The organism is Leisingera sp. ABM4_060 (assembly GCF_056158765.1).
The window spans coordinates 752,207-767,216 of sequence record NZ_JBSWTX010000001.1 but is presented as its reverse complement, the minus strand read 5'-3'; the positions used below and the strand labels follow the sequence as shown (position 1 = coordinate 767,216).

General features: G+C 63.9%; 17 protein-coding genes. 6 read left to right on the top strand and 11 right to left on the bottom strand.

Annotation, left to right across the window (positions count from 1 at the left end):
* Positions 1–170 precede the first annotated feature (170 nt).
* The gene (locus ACXAEH_RS03835; protein WP_475031159.1) at positions 171–785 is read left to right on the top strand and encodes a TetR family transcriptional regulator C-terminal domain-containing protein; all 615 of its coding nucleotides are present in this window, start codon (positions 171–173) and stop codon (positions 783–785) included.
* Between the two features lie 194 nt (positions 786–979).
* Here ACXAEH_RS03835 and preA read toward each other — a convergent pair whose 3' ends face one another.
* The 5 genes from preA to ACXAEH_RS03810 all read right to left on the bottom strand — a co-directional run bounded on the left by preA (position 980) and on the right by ACXAEH_RS03810 (position 5,382).
* Positions 980–2,284: an NAD-dependent dihydropyrimidine dehydrogenase subunit PreA gene (gene preA / locus ACXAEH_RS03830; RefSeq protein ID WP_475031158.1), complete on the bottom strand. Its 1,305-nt coding sequence runs from the start codon at positions 2,282–2,284 to the stop codon at positions 980–982.
* A gap of 55 nt (positions 2,285–2,339) precedes the next feature.
* Positions 2,340–3,674 (bottom strand): NAD(P)-dependent oxidoreductase, encoded by a 1,335-nt coding sequence (locus ACXAEH_RS03825; RefSeq protein ID WP_475031157.1) that lies wholly within the window; start codon positions 3,672–3,674, stop codon positions 2,340–2,342.
* A gap of 157 nt (positions 3,675–3,831) precedes the next feature.
* Positions 3,832–4,470 (bottom strand): cupin domain-containing protein, encoded by a 639-nt coding sequence (locus ACXAEH_RS03820; RefSeq protein ID WP_475031156.1) that lies wholly within the window; start codon positions 4,468–4,470, stop codon positions 3,832–3,834.
* Between the two features lie 84 nt (positions 4,471–4,554).
* Positions 4,555–4,953, bottom strand: coding sequence for a RidA family protein (locus ACXAEH_RS03815; RefSeq protein ID WP_475031155.1), 399 nt, complete (start codon positions 4,951–4,953; stop codon positions 4,555–4,557).
* A 165-nt stretch (positions 4,954–5,118) separates the two neighbouring features.
* Positions 5,119–5,382, bottom strand: coding sequence for a DUF2312 domain-containing protein (locus ACXAEH_RS03810; RefSeq protein WP_008553759.1), 264 nt, complete (start codon positions 5,380–5,382; stop codon positions 5,119–5,121).
* Positions 5,383–5,576: 194 nt separating this feature from the next.
* Between ACXAEH_RS03810 and ACXAEH_RS03805 the strand changes: the two genes are divergently transcribed.
* The gene (locus tag ACXAEH_RS03805) at positions 5,577–5,795 is read left to right on the top strand and encodes a hypothetical protein (protein WP_475031154.1); all 219 of its coding nucleotides are present in this window, start codon (positions 5,577–5,579) and stop codon (positions 5,793–5,795) included.
* Between the two features lie 42 nt (positions 5,796–5,837).
* Here ACXAEH_RS03805 and ACXAEH_RS03800 read toward each other — a convergent pair whose 3' ends face one another.
* Positions 5,838–6,053: a hypothetical protein gene (locus ACXAEH_RS03800; RefSeq protein ID WP_475031153.1), complete on the bottom strand. Its 216-nt coding sequence runs from the start codon at positions 6,051–6,053 to the stop codon at positions 5,838–5,840.
* A gap of 316 nt (positions 6,054–6,369) precedes the next feature.
* On the opposite strand from ACXAEH_RS03800, the gene ACXAEH_RS03795 reads away from it, so the two are divergent.
* Genes ACXAEH_RS03795 through ACXAEH_RS03780 form a run of 4 tightly spaced genes read left to right on the top strand, consistent with a single transcriptional unit; the run spans position 6,370 to position 8,554 of the window.
* Positions 6,370–7,233 (top strand): MBL fold metallo-hydrolase, encoded by an 864-nt coding sequence (locus tag ACXAEH_RS03795; protein ID WP_475031152.1) that lies wholly within the window; start codon positions 6,370–6,372, stop codon positions 7,231–7,233.
* 22 nt (positions 7,234–7,255) lie between these two features.
* Positions 7,256–7,684, top strand: a complete 429-nt coding sequence (locus ACXAEH_RS03790) for a YeeE/YedE family protein (protein ID WP_475031151.1) — start codon at positions 7,256–7,258, stop codon at positions 7,682–7,684.
* The gene (locus tag ACXAEH_RS03785; RefSeq protein WP_475031150.1) at positions 7,684–8,118 is read left to right on the top strand and encodes a DUF6691 family protein; all 435 of its coding nucleotides are present in this window, start codon (positions 7,684–7,686) and stop codon (positions 8,116–8,118) included. Before ACXAEH_RS03790 ends, ACXAEH_RS03785 begins: the two co-directional genes overlap by 1 nt.
* A 10-nt stretch (positions 8,119–8,128) precedes the next feature.
* The gene (locus ACXAEH_RS03780) at positions 8,129–8,554 is read left to right on the top strand and encodes a protein tyrosine phosphatase family protein (protein WP_475031149.1); all 426 of its coding nucleotides are present in this window, start codon (positions 8,129–8,131) and stop codon (positions 8,552–8,554) included.
* A gap of 229 nt (positions 8,555–8,783) precedes the next feature.
* On the opposite strand, the gene ACXAEH_RS03775 is transcribed toward ACXAEH_RS03780, so the two are convergent.
* The 5 genes from ACXAEH_RS03775 to ACXAEH_RS03755 all read right to left on the bottom strand — a co-directional run bounded on the left by ACXAEH_RS03775 (position 8,784) and on the right by ACXAEH_RS03755 (position 14,980).
* Positions 8,784–10,109 carry a FliM/FliN family flagellar motor C-terminal domain-containing protein gene (locus ACXAEH_RS03775; protein WP_475031148.1) on the bottom strand — a complete coding sequence of 442 codons (1,326 nt, stop codon included), beginning with the start codon at positions 10,107–10,109 and terminating at the stop codon, positions 8,784–8,786.
* 85 nt (positions 10,110–10,194) lie between these two features.
* Positions 10,195–12,873: an ATP-binding protein gene (locus tag ACXAEH_RS03770; protein ID WP_475031147.1), complete on the bottom strand. Its 2,679-nt coding sequence runs from the start codon at positions 12,871–12,873 to the stop codon at positions 10,195–10,197.
* Complete coding sequence (locus ACXAEH_RS03765) at positions 12,873–13,202, bottom strand: hypothetical protein (RefSeq protein WP_475031146.1); 330 nt, start codon at positions 13,200–13,202, stop codon at positions 12,873–12,875. The genes ACXAEH_RS03770 and ACXAEH_RS03765 overlap by 1 nt, the downstream gene beginning before the upstream one ends.
* Positions 13,199–13,579 carry a response regulator transcription factor gene (locus ACXAEH_RS03760; RefSeq protein WP_475031145.1) on the bottom strand — a complete coding sequence of 127 codons (381 nt, stop codon included), beginning with the start codon at positions 13,577–13,579 and terminating at the stop codon, positions 13,199–13,201. The genes ACXAEH_RS03765 and ACXAEH_RS03760 overlap by 4 nt, the downstream gene beginning before the upstream one ends.
* A 102-nt stretch (positions 13,580–13,681) precedes the next feature.
* A complete protein-coding gene (locus ACXAEH_RS03755) occupies positions 13,682–14,980 on the bottom strand; it encodes a short-chain fatty acyl-CoA regulator family protein (RefSeq protein WP_475031144.1) in 1,299 nt (432 codons plus the stop codon).
* Positions 14,981–15,010: the final 30 nt, after the last annotated feature.

Below are 15,010 nucleotides of genomic sequence, written 5' to 3'. Positions count from 1 at the left end.
CCGCCTGGGTCCGCCCAATGATTTGACCAACTGGTCAAACTCACGCTATCACGGGTTCACATTCAGTCAAGAAATTGCCGCACGCCCCTTGAAAAAATCGGCGCTTTTGCCGGAAATAGGTGAAATTCCGCGCTTCAGCTGGCGAGCGCGGCAAAACAGACAGGACAGACATGCCCGCAGACCGCGCGCCCACCCGAATTCAGAAAAAGAATCGCGCCGCCATTCTGGAGGCCGCATTGGATGTGTTTTCCAGTCATGGCTTCCGCGGCTCCACGGTCGATCAAATCGCCAAGGCGGCCGGGCTTTCGAAGCCGAACCTGCTCTATTACTTCCCCTCCAAGGAGGCGATCTTCAACGAACTGATGGCGGGGCTTCTGGACACCTGGCTGGATCCTCTGCGGTCTCTGAACCCGGAAGGCGAGCCGCTGGAGGAGATCCTCGCCTATGTGCAGCGCAAACTGCAGATGAGCCGGGATTTCCCACGCGAAAGCCGGCTTTATGCCAATGAGATCGTGCAGGGCGCGCCGCGTTTGCATGATGTCATCGCCAGCGACCTGAATGGGCTGGTGGAGGAAAAAGCGCAGCTTTTACAAGGCTGGATGGATGCGGGGCGGATCAACAGGGCGCATCCCAAACACCTGCTGTTCTCGATCTGGTCGCTGACCCAGCACTATGCGGATTTCGACGCCCAGGTGCGTACCCTGATGGGGGATGAAGACCCGTTCGACGCCGCACCGCAATACCTGGAAACCCTTTACCGCCGGATGCTTACGCCAAAAACCTGATCTTCTGGCAGCAGTCGTGCCGCCGCAAGAGAAGCACTCCCGCGCCCGCAGGGGCATCAGCCATGCTGATGCCCCCTTGGCGGCCTTGGGCCCGGCGCCGCGCAAAGCGCGGCGCCGGGCCCAACGGGAGACGGTCTCCTGCAAAGGAGGCCGGCGACGGGCGGGAGGACACCCGAAGCCGGCCCTGGCAGAGGTTACTCTGCCGCTGTTGCTGCCGGATTGTTCGGATGGGTGGTCCAATTGGCGTAGTCGTCCGAGACCACTTCACCGGTGCGTTCGTCGATCTGGCCGGCGGCGACTTCTTCCATGGTGATGCACCCTTCAACCGGGCAGACATTCACACAGAGGTTGCAGGCGACGCATTCGTCGTCCTTCACCGTGAACACCCGGTCTTCGCTCATCGCAATCGCCTGGTGCGAGGTGTCCTCGCACGCCGCAAAACACCGGCCGCATTTGATGCAATCGTCCTGGCTGATCTTGGCCTTGGTGACATAGTTCAGGTCCAGATACTGCCAGTCGGTCACATTCGGGACCGCCATGCCGATGAAATCCTGGGTGGAGGTATAGCCCTTCTCATCCATCCAATTGGACAGGCCCGAGATCATCTCCTTCACCACATTGAATCCATAGGTCATCGCCGCGGTGCAGACCTGCACATTGCCGGCGCCCATCGCCATGAACTCGGCCGCATCGCGCCAGGTGGTGACACCTCCGATGGCAGAGATCGGCAGACCCCGGGTCTGTGCATCACGGGCGATTTCCGCCACCATGTTCAGCGCAATCGGCTTCACCGCCGGGCCGCAATAGCCGCCATGCGTGCCCTTGCCGCCAATGGTCGGCTCCGGCGCCATATTGTCGAGGTCCACCGAAGTGATCGAATTGATGGTGTTGATCAGGCTGACCGCATCGGCATTGCCGGCATTGGCCGCGCGCGCCGGGTGGCGGATGTCGGTGATGTTCGGGGTCAGTTTCACGATCACCGGCTTGGAGTAGTATTTCTTGCACCACTCAGTGACCATCTGGATGTATTCCGGCACCTGCCCCACGGCGGAGCCCATGCCGCGCTCCGCCATGCCGTGCGGGCAGCCGAAGTTCAGCTCGATCCCGTCGGCGCCGGTGGCCTCCACCTGCGGCAGGATGTCTTTCCAGGCCTGCTCCTCACACGGCACCATGATCGAGACGATCACGGCACGGTCCGGGTAGTCCTTCTTCACCCTTGTGATTTCCTCCAGGTTGGTTTGCAGCGGCCGGTCGGTGATCAGTTCGATGTTGTTGAGGCCCAACAGGCGGCGGTCGGCGCCCCAGATCGCGCCATAGCGGGGGCCGTTCACATTGACCACGGGCGGGCCCTCGGCGCCCAGGGTCTTCCAGACCACACCGCCCCAGCCGGCCTCAAACGCGCGGCGGACATTGTATTCCTTGTCAGTTGGCGGCGCGGAAGCCAGCCAGAACGGGTTGGGGGATTTGATCCCCAGAAATTCTGTCGTCAGATCAGCCATTTGATCTCTCCTCTTAAGGCTCGCTCCGGGGCAGTTTGACTGCGCCCGGGCTGGCTCAGCCCATCAGGCTGGAGTGAATGTCCATTGCAGCGTCGCGGCCTTCGGCCACGGCGGTCACGGTGAGGTCCTCGCCGCCCGAGGCGCAATCGCCCCCGGCCCAGACCCCGGCCATTGAGGTGCGGCCCGTGTCACTGACCTTGATCTTGCGACCCTCAAGCTCCAGCGCGTCGGGCTGGCCCTCCAGCGTCTGGCCGATGGCCTTGAAGACCTGATCGGCGGCCAGCCGCACTGTCTCGCCGGTGCCGGAGACCTTGCCGTCTGCGACCTGAGTATACTCCAATTCGATTTCCGCCGCTGCGCCATTGCCATGCACTGCCTTTGGCATGACGTTGAACATAAGCTTCACGCCCTTGGAGGCCGCCAGATCCTGCTCAAACCGGCTGGCGCCCATATCGTCACGGCTGCGCCGGTAGGCGATGGTGACGTTTTCTGCCCCCAGCAGTTTCGACTGCACCGCGGCGTCCACCGCGGTCATGCCGCCGCCGATCACCACCACATTGCGGCCCACGGGCAGCGCGGTCAGGTCCTCCGCCTGACGCACATCAGCGATGAACTCCACAGCGTCACGCACACCGTCCTTGTCCTCGCCCGGCGCACGCAAGGCGTTAACCCCCGCCAGACCGATGGAGAGGAACACAGCGTCATAGCCGGAGATCAGCCCGTCCAAGGACAGCTCGGCGCCCAGCTTCTTGCCGTAATCCATTGTAATGCCGCCGATCTGCAGCAGCCACTCGACCTCGCGCGCGGCAAAGTTATTGGTGGATTTGTAAGCCGCGATGCCGAATTCGTTGAGGCCGCCCGCCTTGGGTTTGGCGTCATAGACCACCACATCGTGGCCCAGCATCGCCAGCCGGTGCGCCGCCGCCAGGCCGGCCGGACCGGCGCCGACAACGGCCACTTTCTTGCCAGTAGCCGCGGCACGGGTGAAGGGATGCTCCCCCTTTTCCATCAGCGTGTCGGTGGCATAGCGCTGCAGGCGGCCGATCTCGACGGGCTTGCCTTCCGCAGTTTCGCGCACGCAGGCCTCTTCGCAGAGCGTCTCTGTCGGGCAGACCCGGGCGCACATGCCGCCCAGGATGTTCTGCTCCAGAATGGTGCGGGCCGCGCTTTCGGCGTGGCCTGCCTGGATCTCCCGGATGAACTGGGGAATGTCGATGCTGGTCGGACATGCGGTCATGCAGGGCGCGTCATAGCAGAAATAGCAGCGGTCCGCCGCCACGGCTGCCTCATGCGCGTCATAGGCTGGGTGCAGGTCCGAGAAATTCTCGGCAATGCCGGCAGCGTCCAAACGCGCTGCCTGAATGCCGGATGCCTGATGGCTGGTCGCCATTGGGTGTCTCCCTGATTGTCTGTTTTTCTTGCCTATCAGAGTGCCACAGTCTGATTTTTTATCAACTGGTAAAATTTTTGATCGCGGCAAAAAAATAACCGCCCCGAAAAGAGCGGCTTGCAAAGATTTGATTTCACGCCAGAAACCCGGCGGCTGGCTAGGCGGTCATTTGCGCAAGATGGCCTGTTTTTATCCAGATTTTGGCGCCGTCCTGGCCCGCGACGGCATCAAACCGGCCTCCCGGGGGCAGCCGCAGCCAGTCCCAGCGGGTGAATGCCTCGCCACTTTCCGCATAGCTGCCAGCGACCACAAAGACCTCCATCCCGCCGGGCGCGTCGAGGCTGACCGCCTGCCCCGGCGCCCAGTTCTGCAGCGTCACCGTCTCCACCGCATCCCGGAACAGCTCCTGCTCTGGGGCATGCCCGCCGGTGCCAACACTCACCTCCGTGCGGTCCTCCGGATCAAATTGGTGCAGTTTCACCAGGATCACCGCCCCCTCTGCCGCGGCAGGCGTGTGACGGGTCGTGGGCGGGTTGCGGACATAGGTGCCGGCCGGAAAATCGCCATGCTCATCCTGAAAAACACCGTCGAGCACCAGGAACTCCTCGCCGCCGTCGTGCACATGCGGGGCAAAGGCAGAGCCCGGTGCAAAGCGGACGATTGTAGTGGCGCGCGCCACCTCCTCGCCGATACGGTCAAGCATCTTGCGCTCCACCCCCGGCGCCGGGCTTGCCACCCAGGGTGTTTCGTCGAAATGCACCGCGGCACGTTTGCTGAAGTCGGCGTTGATCCGCATCTGGCTCTCCCTTTGCTGATCCCAGCAATGTGGCCGCTGGGCTACGGCGGGGAAAGAGCCTTCACGAAACTGTGCGGAGCACTCCTAGCCCGGCAGCACCGCCGTGGCTTCGATCTCGACCTTCGCCTCATCCTCGACCAAAGCCGAGACCACCACCATGGTCATGGCCGGGAAATGATACCCCATCACCGCGCGGTAAGCCTTGCCGACCTCTGCCTGATGCGCCAGGTACTCTGCCTTGTCGGTCACATACCAGGTGAGCCGGGTGATATCCCCCGCAGAGCCGCCCGCGGCCTCGACCACCGCCAGAATATTGCGCAGCGCCTGGCTCATCTGGCCGATGAAATCCTGCGCTTCAAACACCTGATCCGCGGTCCAGCCGATCTGGCCGCCGACAAACAGCAGCCTGCCTTCGGCCACCATGCCGTTGGCATAGCCTTTGGCAGGCTTCCACCCTTCCGGGTGCACGCTTATGGCCGGCATGGCGGGCTCCTTTGCACTGTTTCGCCTGGCCCCGACACTACCTGCGGCGCGGGATTTATTTCAAGCTTAAAGTTTATTTCATCCGCGCCCCGCGCACCACCCGCAAAACAAAAGGGCCGCGCAGGTCTGCCCCGCGCGGCCCTTTTCCGGATAAGACAGGCCGGGTTACATCCCCAGCGCTTCCTTGTACATCTCCAGCACCGCCTCTTCTTCGGCGATGTCGTTCTCGTCGCGTTTGCGCAGGGCGATGATCTTGCGCATCACCTTGGTGTCATAGCCGCGCCCCTTGGCTTCGGCCATCACCTCTTTCTGCTGTTCGGCGATGGTCTTCTTCTCCTCGTCCAGACGCTCGAACCGCTCGATGAACTGGCGCAGTTCGCCAGCGGTCACACGGTAGTTTTCGCTCTTTTCGTCTTCGGTGATGTCCATCTGCGGCTCCGTCGGCATTGGCTGTCAATTGCTGTCGGAGCAAGGGGATAGCGCCCTGCCTGCCGTGCTGCAAGCAGGGAAAGCGAAACCGGCGCACAGTGCGGCAAAAACCGGCGCCCTGCCCCCGGTGTCTTGCGTGCAGGGCCAGGATCGGCTAGGCGCGGCAGAGCCCGATAAGCGCAGGAGCCACGCCTATGTTCGATCTAATTGTCTGGACCGGAGCCGCCTTGTCCGTTGCGGGCCTCCTGGGGCTGATCTGGTGCATCATCAAGGTCGCCAAGGCACGCCGCCAAAATCTGGACGACGAGGCCCTGCGCGCCGTTGTGCAATCTGTGCTGCCCTACAACCTGGGTGCCCTGCTGCTGTCGGTCCTGGGCCTGATGCTGGTGATGGTGGGCATCTTCCTGGGCTAAAGCCCCGGCGTCCGCCCTTGCCGCCAAGTCACACTGGCCAAATCACACCGGCATGTTGTCGAACATTTCCTCAACCGCTTCTTCGCACAGCGCTGCCTCCAGGCGGCGGAACCGTCCGGGAACCACCTCCCCCTTCTTGCGCATGTAGTCGAGCAGCCGGATGAATTCAGGCCGCATCGCCAGCCGCTCGGCACCGGTCTCGCCTTGTATCCGGGTCTCCAGCGCTTCGACGGTATGCAGCAGTTCTTCCTTGGTCATAAGCAGTCCTCCCTACGTCACGCGATTGTGCCAGTATTTCGCAACAGCAATGCGAAAACCCGCAAAAAATGAGAGCAGCGGCGGAAATTTGCGCAGAATTGCCGGTCCGCTGACGGTTCAACAGGCAAATGCTGCTGTGCAGCCAGGATACCGCAGCGCAGCAGGGCCTGCCTTGACACAAATCAGGCCATCGCGATGATTTCAGCAGGACACCGGATCTTGCGGCGGCAGGCTTGAATACATATTCTCAAATCAATATATGTCATGCTGGAACCAAACCCGGACCCACAACACCGGACCCAAGGGAGAGTGACAGATGACCCCGGCCGTCAAAGCCTTCTTCGATGAAGCAACCAACACCGTCTCTTACGTTGTGCGCGAGCCCGAAGGCTCGGCCTGCGCCATCATCGACTCGGTTCTGGATTACGATCAGGCGGCCGGGCGCACCTGCACCGCCTCGGCGGATGAGATCATCGCCTGGGTCAAATCCAAAGGGCTGCGGGTCGAGTGGGTGCTGGAAAGCCACGTGCATGCCGACCACCTCTCTGCCGCGCCGTATCTGCAGCAGGAACTGGGCGGCAAGATCGGCATCGGCGATCAGATCACCGTGATCCAGGACACCTTTGGCAAGATTTTCAACGAAGGCACCGAGTTTCAGCGCGACGGCAGCCAGTTCGACCAGCTGTTCCGCGAGGGCGATGCGTTCATGATCGGCCAGATGCGCGGCGAAGTGCTGCATACGCCGGGGCACACGCCTGCCTGCCTCACCTATGTGATCGGCGATGCGGCCTTTGTCGGCGACACGCTGTTCATGCCGGATTTCGGCACCGCCCGCTGCGATTTCCCGGGCGGTTCCTCCGAAGATCTTTACAACTCCATCCACAAGATCCTGGCGCTGCCGGATGAGACCCGGGTGTTTGTCGGCCATGACTACAAGGCGCCCGGGCGGGATGATTATGCCTGGGAAACCACGGTGGGCGAGCAGAAGGCGCTGAACGTGCACATCGGCGAAGGCCGCAGCATCGAGGACTTCACCGAAATGCGCGATGCCCGCGATGCGACCCTGGGCATGCCGCGGCTGATCCTGCCGTCGCTGCAGGTGAACATGCGCGCAGGGCAGATGCCTGAGCCGGATGCACAGGGCGACGTGTTCCTGAAAATCCCGGTCAACAAGATCTGACCGGCGCCAGCGGAGAGAAACAATGGAAGCGGACTGGATTTGGGCGTTCGCCGGCGGCGGGCTGATCGGGCTTGGCGGCGCGGTCTATCTCTTGGGCAATGGCCGCGTCATGGGGGCCAGCGGAATCTTAGGCGGTCTGGCAGACCGCAGCGGCTGGAGCAGCGCGGCGGAGCGGTTGGCCTTCATCGCCGGGGTGATTCTGACGCCGCTGCTGATCGGCATCCTGGCAGGCCGCACCCCGGACACGCACGTCACAACCAGCGCGCCGCTGCTGATCCTGGCCGGCCTGCTGGTCGGCGTTGGCACAAGAGTGGGCAACGGCTGCACATCCGGCCATGGCGTCTGCGGCATCTCCCGGCTGTCGCTGCGCGGGGTCACGGCCACTGCCGTCTTCATGGCTGCCGGGGTTGCCACCCTGGCAGTGCTGCGGCAGCTGTTGGGGGTGATCTGATGCTGAGACTTTTTCTCGCCACGGCAGCCGGCAGCCTGTTCGGCGCCGGGCTGATGCTCTCCGGCATGACCGACACCGCCAAGGTCCAAGGCTTCCTGGACATCTTCGGCGCGTGGGACCCGGCGCTGGCGTTTGTCATGGGCGGCGCCCTGCTGCCGATGGCCGTGGCCTGGCGCCTGGCTAACGGCCGCACTCCGGCCGCCGGCGGCAGCTTCCCTGCCCCGCCCGGCAGCAGCCTGGACCGGCGGCTGATCCTGGGCGCGCTGCTGTTCGGCGCGGGCTGGGGGCTGGCCGGGCTTTGCCCCGGCCCGGCAATGGCCTCGCTCAGCTACAACGGCTGGCAGGGGGTGCTGTTCATGGCAGCGATGGTCTGCGGCATGATGGCCGCGCCGGCGCTCAGCCGGCATCTGGACCGGCGCGCCGCAAACGCGTAAAGGGGTTGGCATGGATGCACGCGTTATCACCCCCCGCTATTCGGTCTCGCCGCAGATCTCGGCTGAGGATCTGCCCGCCATTGCCGCTGCCGGCTACAAGACGGTGATTTGCAACCGTCCGGACGAGGAAGTGCCGCCCAGCCATCAGGCCGAGGCGATCCGCGCCGCCGCCGAGGCCCAAGGGCTGCGGTTCGAGGTGCTGCCGCTGACGCACCAGACCATGACACCGGACAATGTCGCCCTGCAGCGCGAGCTGTATGAAGGCTGTGAAGGCCCGGTTCTGGCCTATTGCGCCTCTGGTACCCGCTGTTCGGTTGTGTGGGCACTGAGCCAGGCCTGCGACATGTGCGCCGATGATATTCTGCAAAAGACCGGAGCCGCGGGTTACCAGCTTGACGGGCTGCGCCCGGCGCTGGACTCTCTGGCCGAAAGCTGAGCCTGGAATTCCTTCCCGCCGTGGCAGCTGGTTCGCAGTCAGCGGCCGGCGGGCTTGTGGCTTTGGCCGCTTGCGCACGTGACAGCCAGCCCGCAAGCCCGCCGCAGTCGCGGACCAGCTCTGCCTGCGGCAGCAATTTCTTCCGCTTTGAGCTTTGTATCCGGGCTGTGCCTGCCTGACCCGCTCAGGCAACTGGATCACGCCGCGGGGCTGCGGCGGGTTTGCTGTCTCAGTTTGCGTCCGGCAAGGCGCCATCCAATCCGGCCAGCTGCGAGATTTCCGCCGCTGCATCGCCCGGATCGAAATCGCCCAGCCCGTCGCCCGGCAGGTCCGGAAGATCAGGCAATCCGCCCTCCAGGCCATCCATGCCAAGCGCACCATTGCCGCCAAAGCCGCCCAGATCCATCGCACCATCCAAGCCGTCGCCCAGGCCGCCATCAAGGCCGCTCATGAGATCACCAGCGCCGCCTTCCAGGTCGAATCCGCCGCCGCCATCAAGCGCTGGAGCCGCTTCCAGCGCGGGCAGGCCCATGTCGTCCATCGGCTCCTGCAGGCCCTGCGCGGCGATTCCCATGTCCAGCGCAGGCGGCATCGCTGCGGCCGGATCAGCGCCAGTGCCATCTGAGAAACCCATCGCATCCGCACCGGCATCGCCGACCAGTTTGGTCCTGGGCTGGTTCAGCCGCACCGCGCGCGCGCCGTTCATCTGCCCCAAGCGTCCCTGTGCCACGGGCTGGCCGCCAATGGTCAGCAGATCGGTTTCATATAAGAAGGCCTGATCCAAGGGCAGCGTGTCGCCGACCTTCAGGCTTGCAAACTCGTTCAGCGGCACCCGCATCTTGCACAGGACAGCGGACAACTCGGCCCGGATCGAGCTCATGTTGCTGCCCAGCGACGGGCCTTGGGCCGCGCCGCCCTGGCTGCCTTGCAGTTCCTCGGCAGTGGGTTCGGGAAGAATCAGCTTCATCACGCCCTGCATGGCGCCGCAGGCCAGATCGAGGTTCAGTTCGATCACCCGGTAGTCCTCAGCTTCCATTCCCAGCACCAGACTGCGCACGTTTTCAACCTGCGCACCGAAACGGTAGCCGGAAAAGATCGCCTGATCCGCATGGCCATCCAGCATCGACACCACCTTGGCAAAGGTGCGTTCCAGGAATTCCGAGGTCATTGCGGCATCAGTGGGGGTATAGTGGCGCTCGTCCGGGGCCTTGCCCATGACGGTGCCAATGGTCTGCTGCTGGATCAGCGCCGTTACCGTAGGTGCATCCATGCTGGCTGCGCCCATCCTGCCATGCGGGCAGTCCAGCACCACCAGAAGATCCTTGTCCGACAGGTGTTCAGAGAGATCCTCGGGGATACGGTTGGCCTGGCGCGCGGCCAGCACCGCCATCGGCAGATCACACAGATCGGCGGCCGCGCGCGCGATCGAGCGGCGCAAAGCTTTCAGTGTCAGGGAACTGCTGAGCGCCCCGACGCCTTCCTTTGTCGCTGCCAGCTTGCGTGCAAGCACACTCTGCTTGCCGCTGCCCGCCTCTGCTGCTTCTGTTTCAGACATAGTCTGGGTAACCTGCCTAATTTAGCGCCCCGTTTTCATGGTTTTACCCGAAAGGAGGTTAACAACTTCTGTATTTTGAAAACGCTTAAGCCGCCTTTTCACCTGCAGCAGGTATGGAAACCCGGAAAGCACCGCCGCTGCGGCCGGACAGATAGGAAACATCGCCGCCCAGCCGTTGCATGACCTCGCGGCAAATCGCCAGGCCAAGCCCGGCGCCGCCTGCGCGCTCGGGGCTAACACGCGCAAATTTCTCGAAAATCATCTGCTGGCAGTCTGCTGGCACACCACTGCCGTTATCGGTGAAATCCACATGCAGCCGCCCGCCTGCTGCGGAGGCCGAAATGGTCAGCTCGGGCCGGTTTGCGTCGCAGTATTTCTGGGCGTTTGCGATCAGATTGATAAAAACCTGCGCCAACCGGTCAAGATCGGAAGAGATGCGGAAGGTCTCGGCCTCCGGGCTGCGATGCACCCTGAGCGCCCGGTCCGAGCCCGCCAAGGCGGCCGAGACCGCGTGATCCAGCACCTCTCCCAGGGTTCCGGCCGTCATGTTGAGGCTGACCTGGCCGTTTTCCAGCACGCTGAGATCCAGCAGGTCGTTCAGCAGGCGCGTCAGCCGCAGCGTCTCGTCATGAATGATGCCGGCATAATGCTGCTGCTCCTGCGGGCTGAGCTGGCCATCGTCGCGCAGGATCTCGGAAAACGCCCGGATCGAGGTCATCGGCGTGCGCAGCTCATGGCTCACCTGGCTGAGGAAAGCATCTTTCTGCTCAGAGATCTGGGTGAGTTTTTCATTTGTTTCCCGCAGCTTGCGGGCGGTCGCCGAAAGTTCCGCGGATTGCGCTTCCAGACGGCTGGAATATTCCAGCATCTGCGCGGTTTCATCCGCCACCGCCAAAAGATCCTGGACCGATACCGAGGAGCCGCCGACGATCTGACCGATCATCGCATGTGCGGCGGCGGCACCGATGGAAGCGCTGAGCTCACGCTCAAGCCGTTCCAGAAAGGCCGGTGTCGGCTCCGGCAGCGGACCGCGGCCGCCCTGGCGCAGCCGCTCGCGCTGAAAAAACGCCTGCGCCTCATGGGCGCCAAGGATGCGTTGCGACATGATCATCAGGTCTTCGCATTGCGCCACCGAGCCGGTCCAGCCGCGCGGGCCCGCGGAATGTTCGAAGACATTGACGAATTGAGCGCCTTGCAGCCGTTCAATCGGGCTGGGAAAGCTCATCAGCGACACCAGGCAGAAGGCCAGCGCATTGAGGCTCATCGACCACATCACCGCATGCACGGTCGGGTCCAGCCCCTCGATACCGAACAACGCCTGCGGGCGCAGCCAGCTGAGGCCGAACAGCCCGCCGCGCAGGATATGGTCCGGCAGCAGGCCGCCACCCAGTGCCGGCAGCAGCATGGTATAAAGCCAGATGGCAAAGCCGACGGTCAGACCGGCCAGGGCGCCACTGCGGGTGGCGCCGCGCCAGAACAGCCCGCCGACCAGTGCCGGCAGGATCTGCGCCACGCCGGCAAAGGAGATCAGCCCAATCGCCGCCAGCGCCGCAGCACCGCCGGAGAGGTGATAGTAGAAATACCCCAGCGCCATGATCACCGCGATGGACACCCGGCGCGAAAACAGCACCACATCGCGCACGTCGCCGGAAACCGAGGCCTGGCGGCTTTGCAGGCGCAGCCAGACCGGCATCACGATGTGGTTCGATACCATGGTCGAGAGCGCCATGGCCGCGACAATCACCATCGAGGTCGCAGAGGAGAACCCGCCGAGGAAGGACAGCACCGCCAGCCCCTGCTGGCCCTGCTGCAAGGGCACCGTCAGCACGAACATGTCCGGGTTCGCGCCCGCAGGCAGCAGTTCCAAGCCGACAACCGCAATCGGCACCACAAACATCGAAATCAGAAGCAGATACAGCGGGAAGGCCCAGGAGGCGATGCGCAGATGGCGCTCGTCCTCGTTCTCAACCACCATCACCTGAAACATCCGCGGCAGGCAGACAAAGGCCGCCGCCGCCAGGAAGGTGACCGTGGCCCAGCGGCTGCCATCAACGTTCCACTGGCCGATCTGCGAGGCATCAATGCGTTGCAAGGTTTCTCCCACACCGCCGGCCACGCCCCAGACTACAAAGACACCCACCGCCAGCAGCGCCGCCAGCTTGACGATGGCCTCCAGCGCCACGGCCGTGACTACGCCATGGTGGCGCTCATTGGCATTAAGGTTCCGGGTGCCGAACAGGATCGCAAAGACCGCAAGCCCCACCGCTACCCAAAGGACAGTGGAGGACTCATTATAGCTGCGCAGCGGATCAGCCTCGGCAAAGATGGCAAAGGACAGCGTAATAGACTGCAGTTGAAGGGAAATATAGGGCGTCACCCCAATCACCGCGAGGATGGTCACGCCGGTCGCCAGCAGGTTAGACTTGCCATAGCGCGACGACAAGAGGTCAGCGATGGAGGTGATCCTCTGGCTGCGCCCGATGCGCACCAGCTTGCGCAGACCCCACCACCAGCCGATCATCACCAGCGACGGACCCAGGTAGATGGTCACGAACTCCAGACCCGAGCGCGCCGCGTAGCCGACCGCGCCGTAAAAGGTCCAGCCGGTGCAATAGATCGACAGGGACAGCGTGTAGATCAGCGGCGAGCGCATCCAGGCGGCGCTCTTGCCGCGGGTTGCCATCCGGTCGGCCCAAAATGCGATGAAGAACAGGAAGGCCACATAGCCCAGGCAGACAAAGGCAAGCACGTTCAGGGAGGCCATCAGCGCTCCTCCGCCTCACCGGGCGCCCTTGCCCCGTCCGGTCCGCCGCCGGTCCAGTGATCCGCCCACCGCTGCACCGCCAGGCTGAAGGCGAAACAGGCTCCGATCAGCCCGATCCAGACCGCAAAGACATAAATGATAGCAGTGGACATGCTGACCCCGCCGCGGGCCGCCGGATGGGTCGAGGCTTCGGGCCACAGCAGCGGCAGCGCCAGCAGCAAGGCCCCCAGAACCGGCAGCAACCGGGCGATATCCATCAGCCTGCGGCGGCGGTAGGTATGGCGTTCCGCGCGGGTGCCGGTCTGCTCCTCGCCGCTGTCCCGGGTCATCCCTGGCTGGCCTGGGCGTGCAGATCACGCACTGCCGTCAGCACCTCGGCATTGGAAAACGGCTTGGTCATGAAACGGGTGACACCGGCCTTTTCCGCCATCTCCCGGTCGCGCATCTGGCCGCGGGCGGTCAGCATCAGCACAGGCAACGCCTGCATGTCCTCTTGGGTCCGCAGCTCTCGCACGATTTCCAGCCCGCTTTTCCCTGGCAGCATCAGGTCAAGAATCACCAGATCCGGATTGGCGGCCTGAATCACCTCCACAGCCGTCGCGCCATCGGTATGCGCATCCACGCTCCAGCCGTCGCGCGTCAGCAGAAACCGGATGGCCTCGGTGATATTCGGCTCATCCTCGATCAGAACAACATGCCTGCCCATCAGCAGAATTTCCTCCCGGCGCTTCCCACCGGCGCTGTTTCCAACAAGCGGCCCGGACACGCATTCAATTTCACGCAGGTTAGCCGCGCGGCCTTACTGCTGTCAAAACTCTTCCTTCAGGATCGACGGCTCGCGCCGCGCCGGACACCCTTGGCGCGGACAAATCCGGCAGCTGGCGCCAACCGGCTGGGCGTCCTCGGCCTCTTTGCCGCCCGGCAGGATCAGCATCACCGCGCGGTACATTGGATCATGCCCGAAATCCGGCATCTCCTGCGGCCAGGCCACCGCCATACAGTCAAAACCCGCCGCAGCGCGCCCATGCTGCACCACACTGCGCCGCACCGGCACATTCGGATGCACCAGCGCGGTATATAGCGGCCACAGCGGACAGGACGCCCCGAACCGCGGCATCGCAAAACCGGTCACAGGCTTGCGGAACAGCAAGGTTCCCGAGGCATCGCAGATCACCAGCCCCGCCTCCTGCCCCAGCATCTCCTCGGGCAGCGCGGCCAACCGCCGCAGCACTTGAGGCATCGTACAGCTGAACTGCCGTGCCAGCGCCGCCGGGGCGATTCCGCAGCTGGCCAGCACCTGCTCCAGATCGTTCAGCGGCAGCGCCCGGGCATCAGCCTGGTACTGTTCCAGCGCCGCGCGCGCCAGGCTGCGCGCTGCATCGCTGACCAGCAAAGGCGCGTCCTGCAGCAAGTCTTCCGGCCGGGCTGAGCCATCCTCCAGCGCCGGGAAATGAAACCCGTTTGCCTGGAAAAAGGCCTCGGCCTCCTCCTGCGGCATGCCGCGGCGGTCTTCGCCGGTGCCGCCCTCATCGAGAAAATTCACCAGTTCCCGGCTGCTTTCGGCCAGCCGCAGCGAATCCTCGTTGAGGTTCTTGTGAAAGCGGTCCAGCCACTCCGCCTCCAGTTCGCCGGTTTCCGCCAGGATCGAGGCGGTGGAGCGGATCGCCGCAGCGGTCGACAGCACCTCATGCACCGAGGCCGCCAGATTGGGATCATGGGTCAGCCGGTCCGACAGTGTCTCCACCGTGCGCTCCAGCGTGGCGATGCGGCGGTGGCCCGCCGCCAGCACCTCGGCCCAGCCCGGGAAGCGGCCTGCAAATTCATCCACCCGGTCCAGTTCCGCCACCGGAACGCCGCTGTCCGCTGCCGCCTCGCGCAAGGTGGAGATCAGCGCCGCCTCCGCCCCCTCGCTCAGCATCGAGGGCTCGACACCAAGAACCCCGGCAATGCCAACCAGCAGTTTCCCGCCAATTCTGCGCCGGTTGTGCTCAATCAGATTGAGGTAGGAGGCCGAAATCCCCGCCTCCCGCGCCAATTCGGCCTGGCGCAGCCCGAGGATAAGCCGCCGCTCGCGGATCCGGCTGCCGGTCAGGGTGTCGCGTGCCATATCGCTGGCTCTCCAAATATACTTCCAATT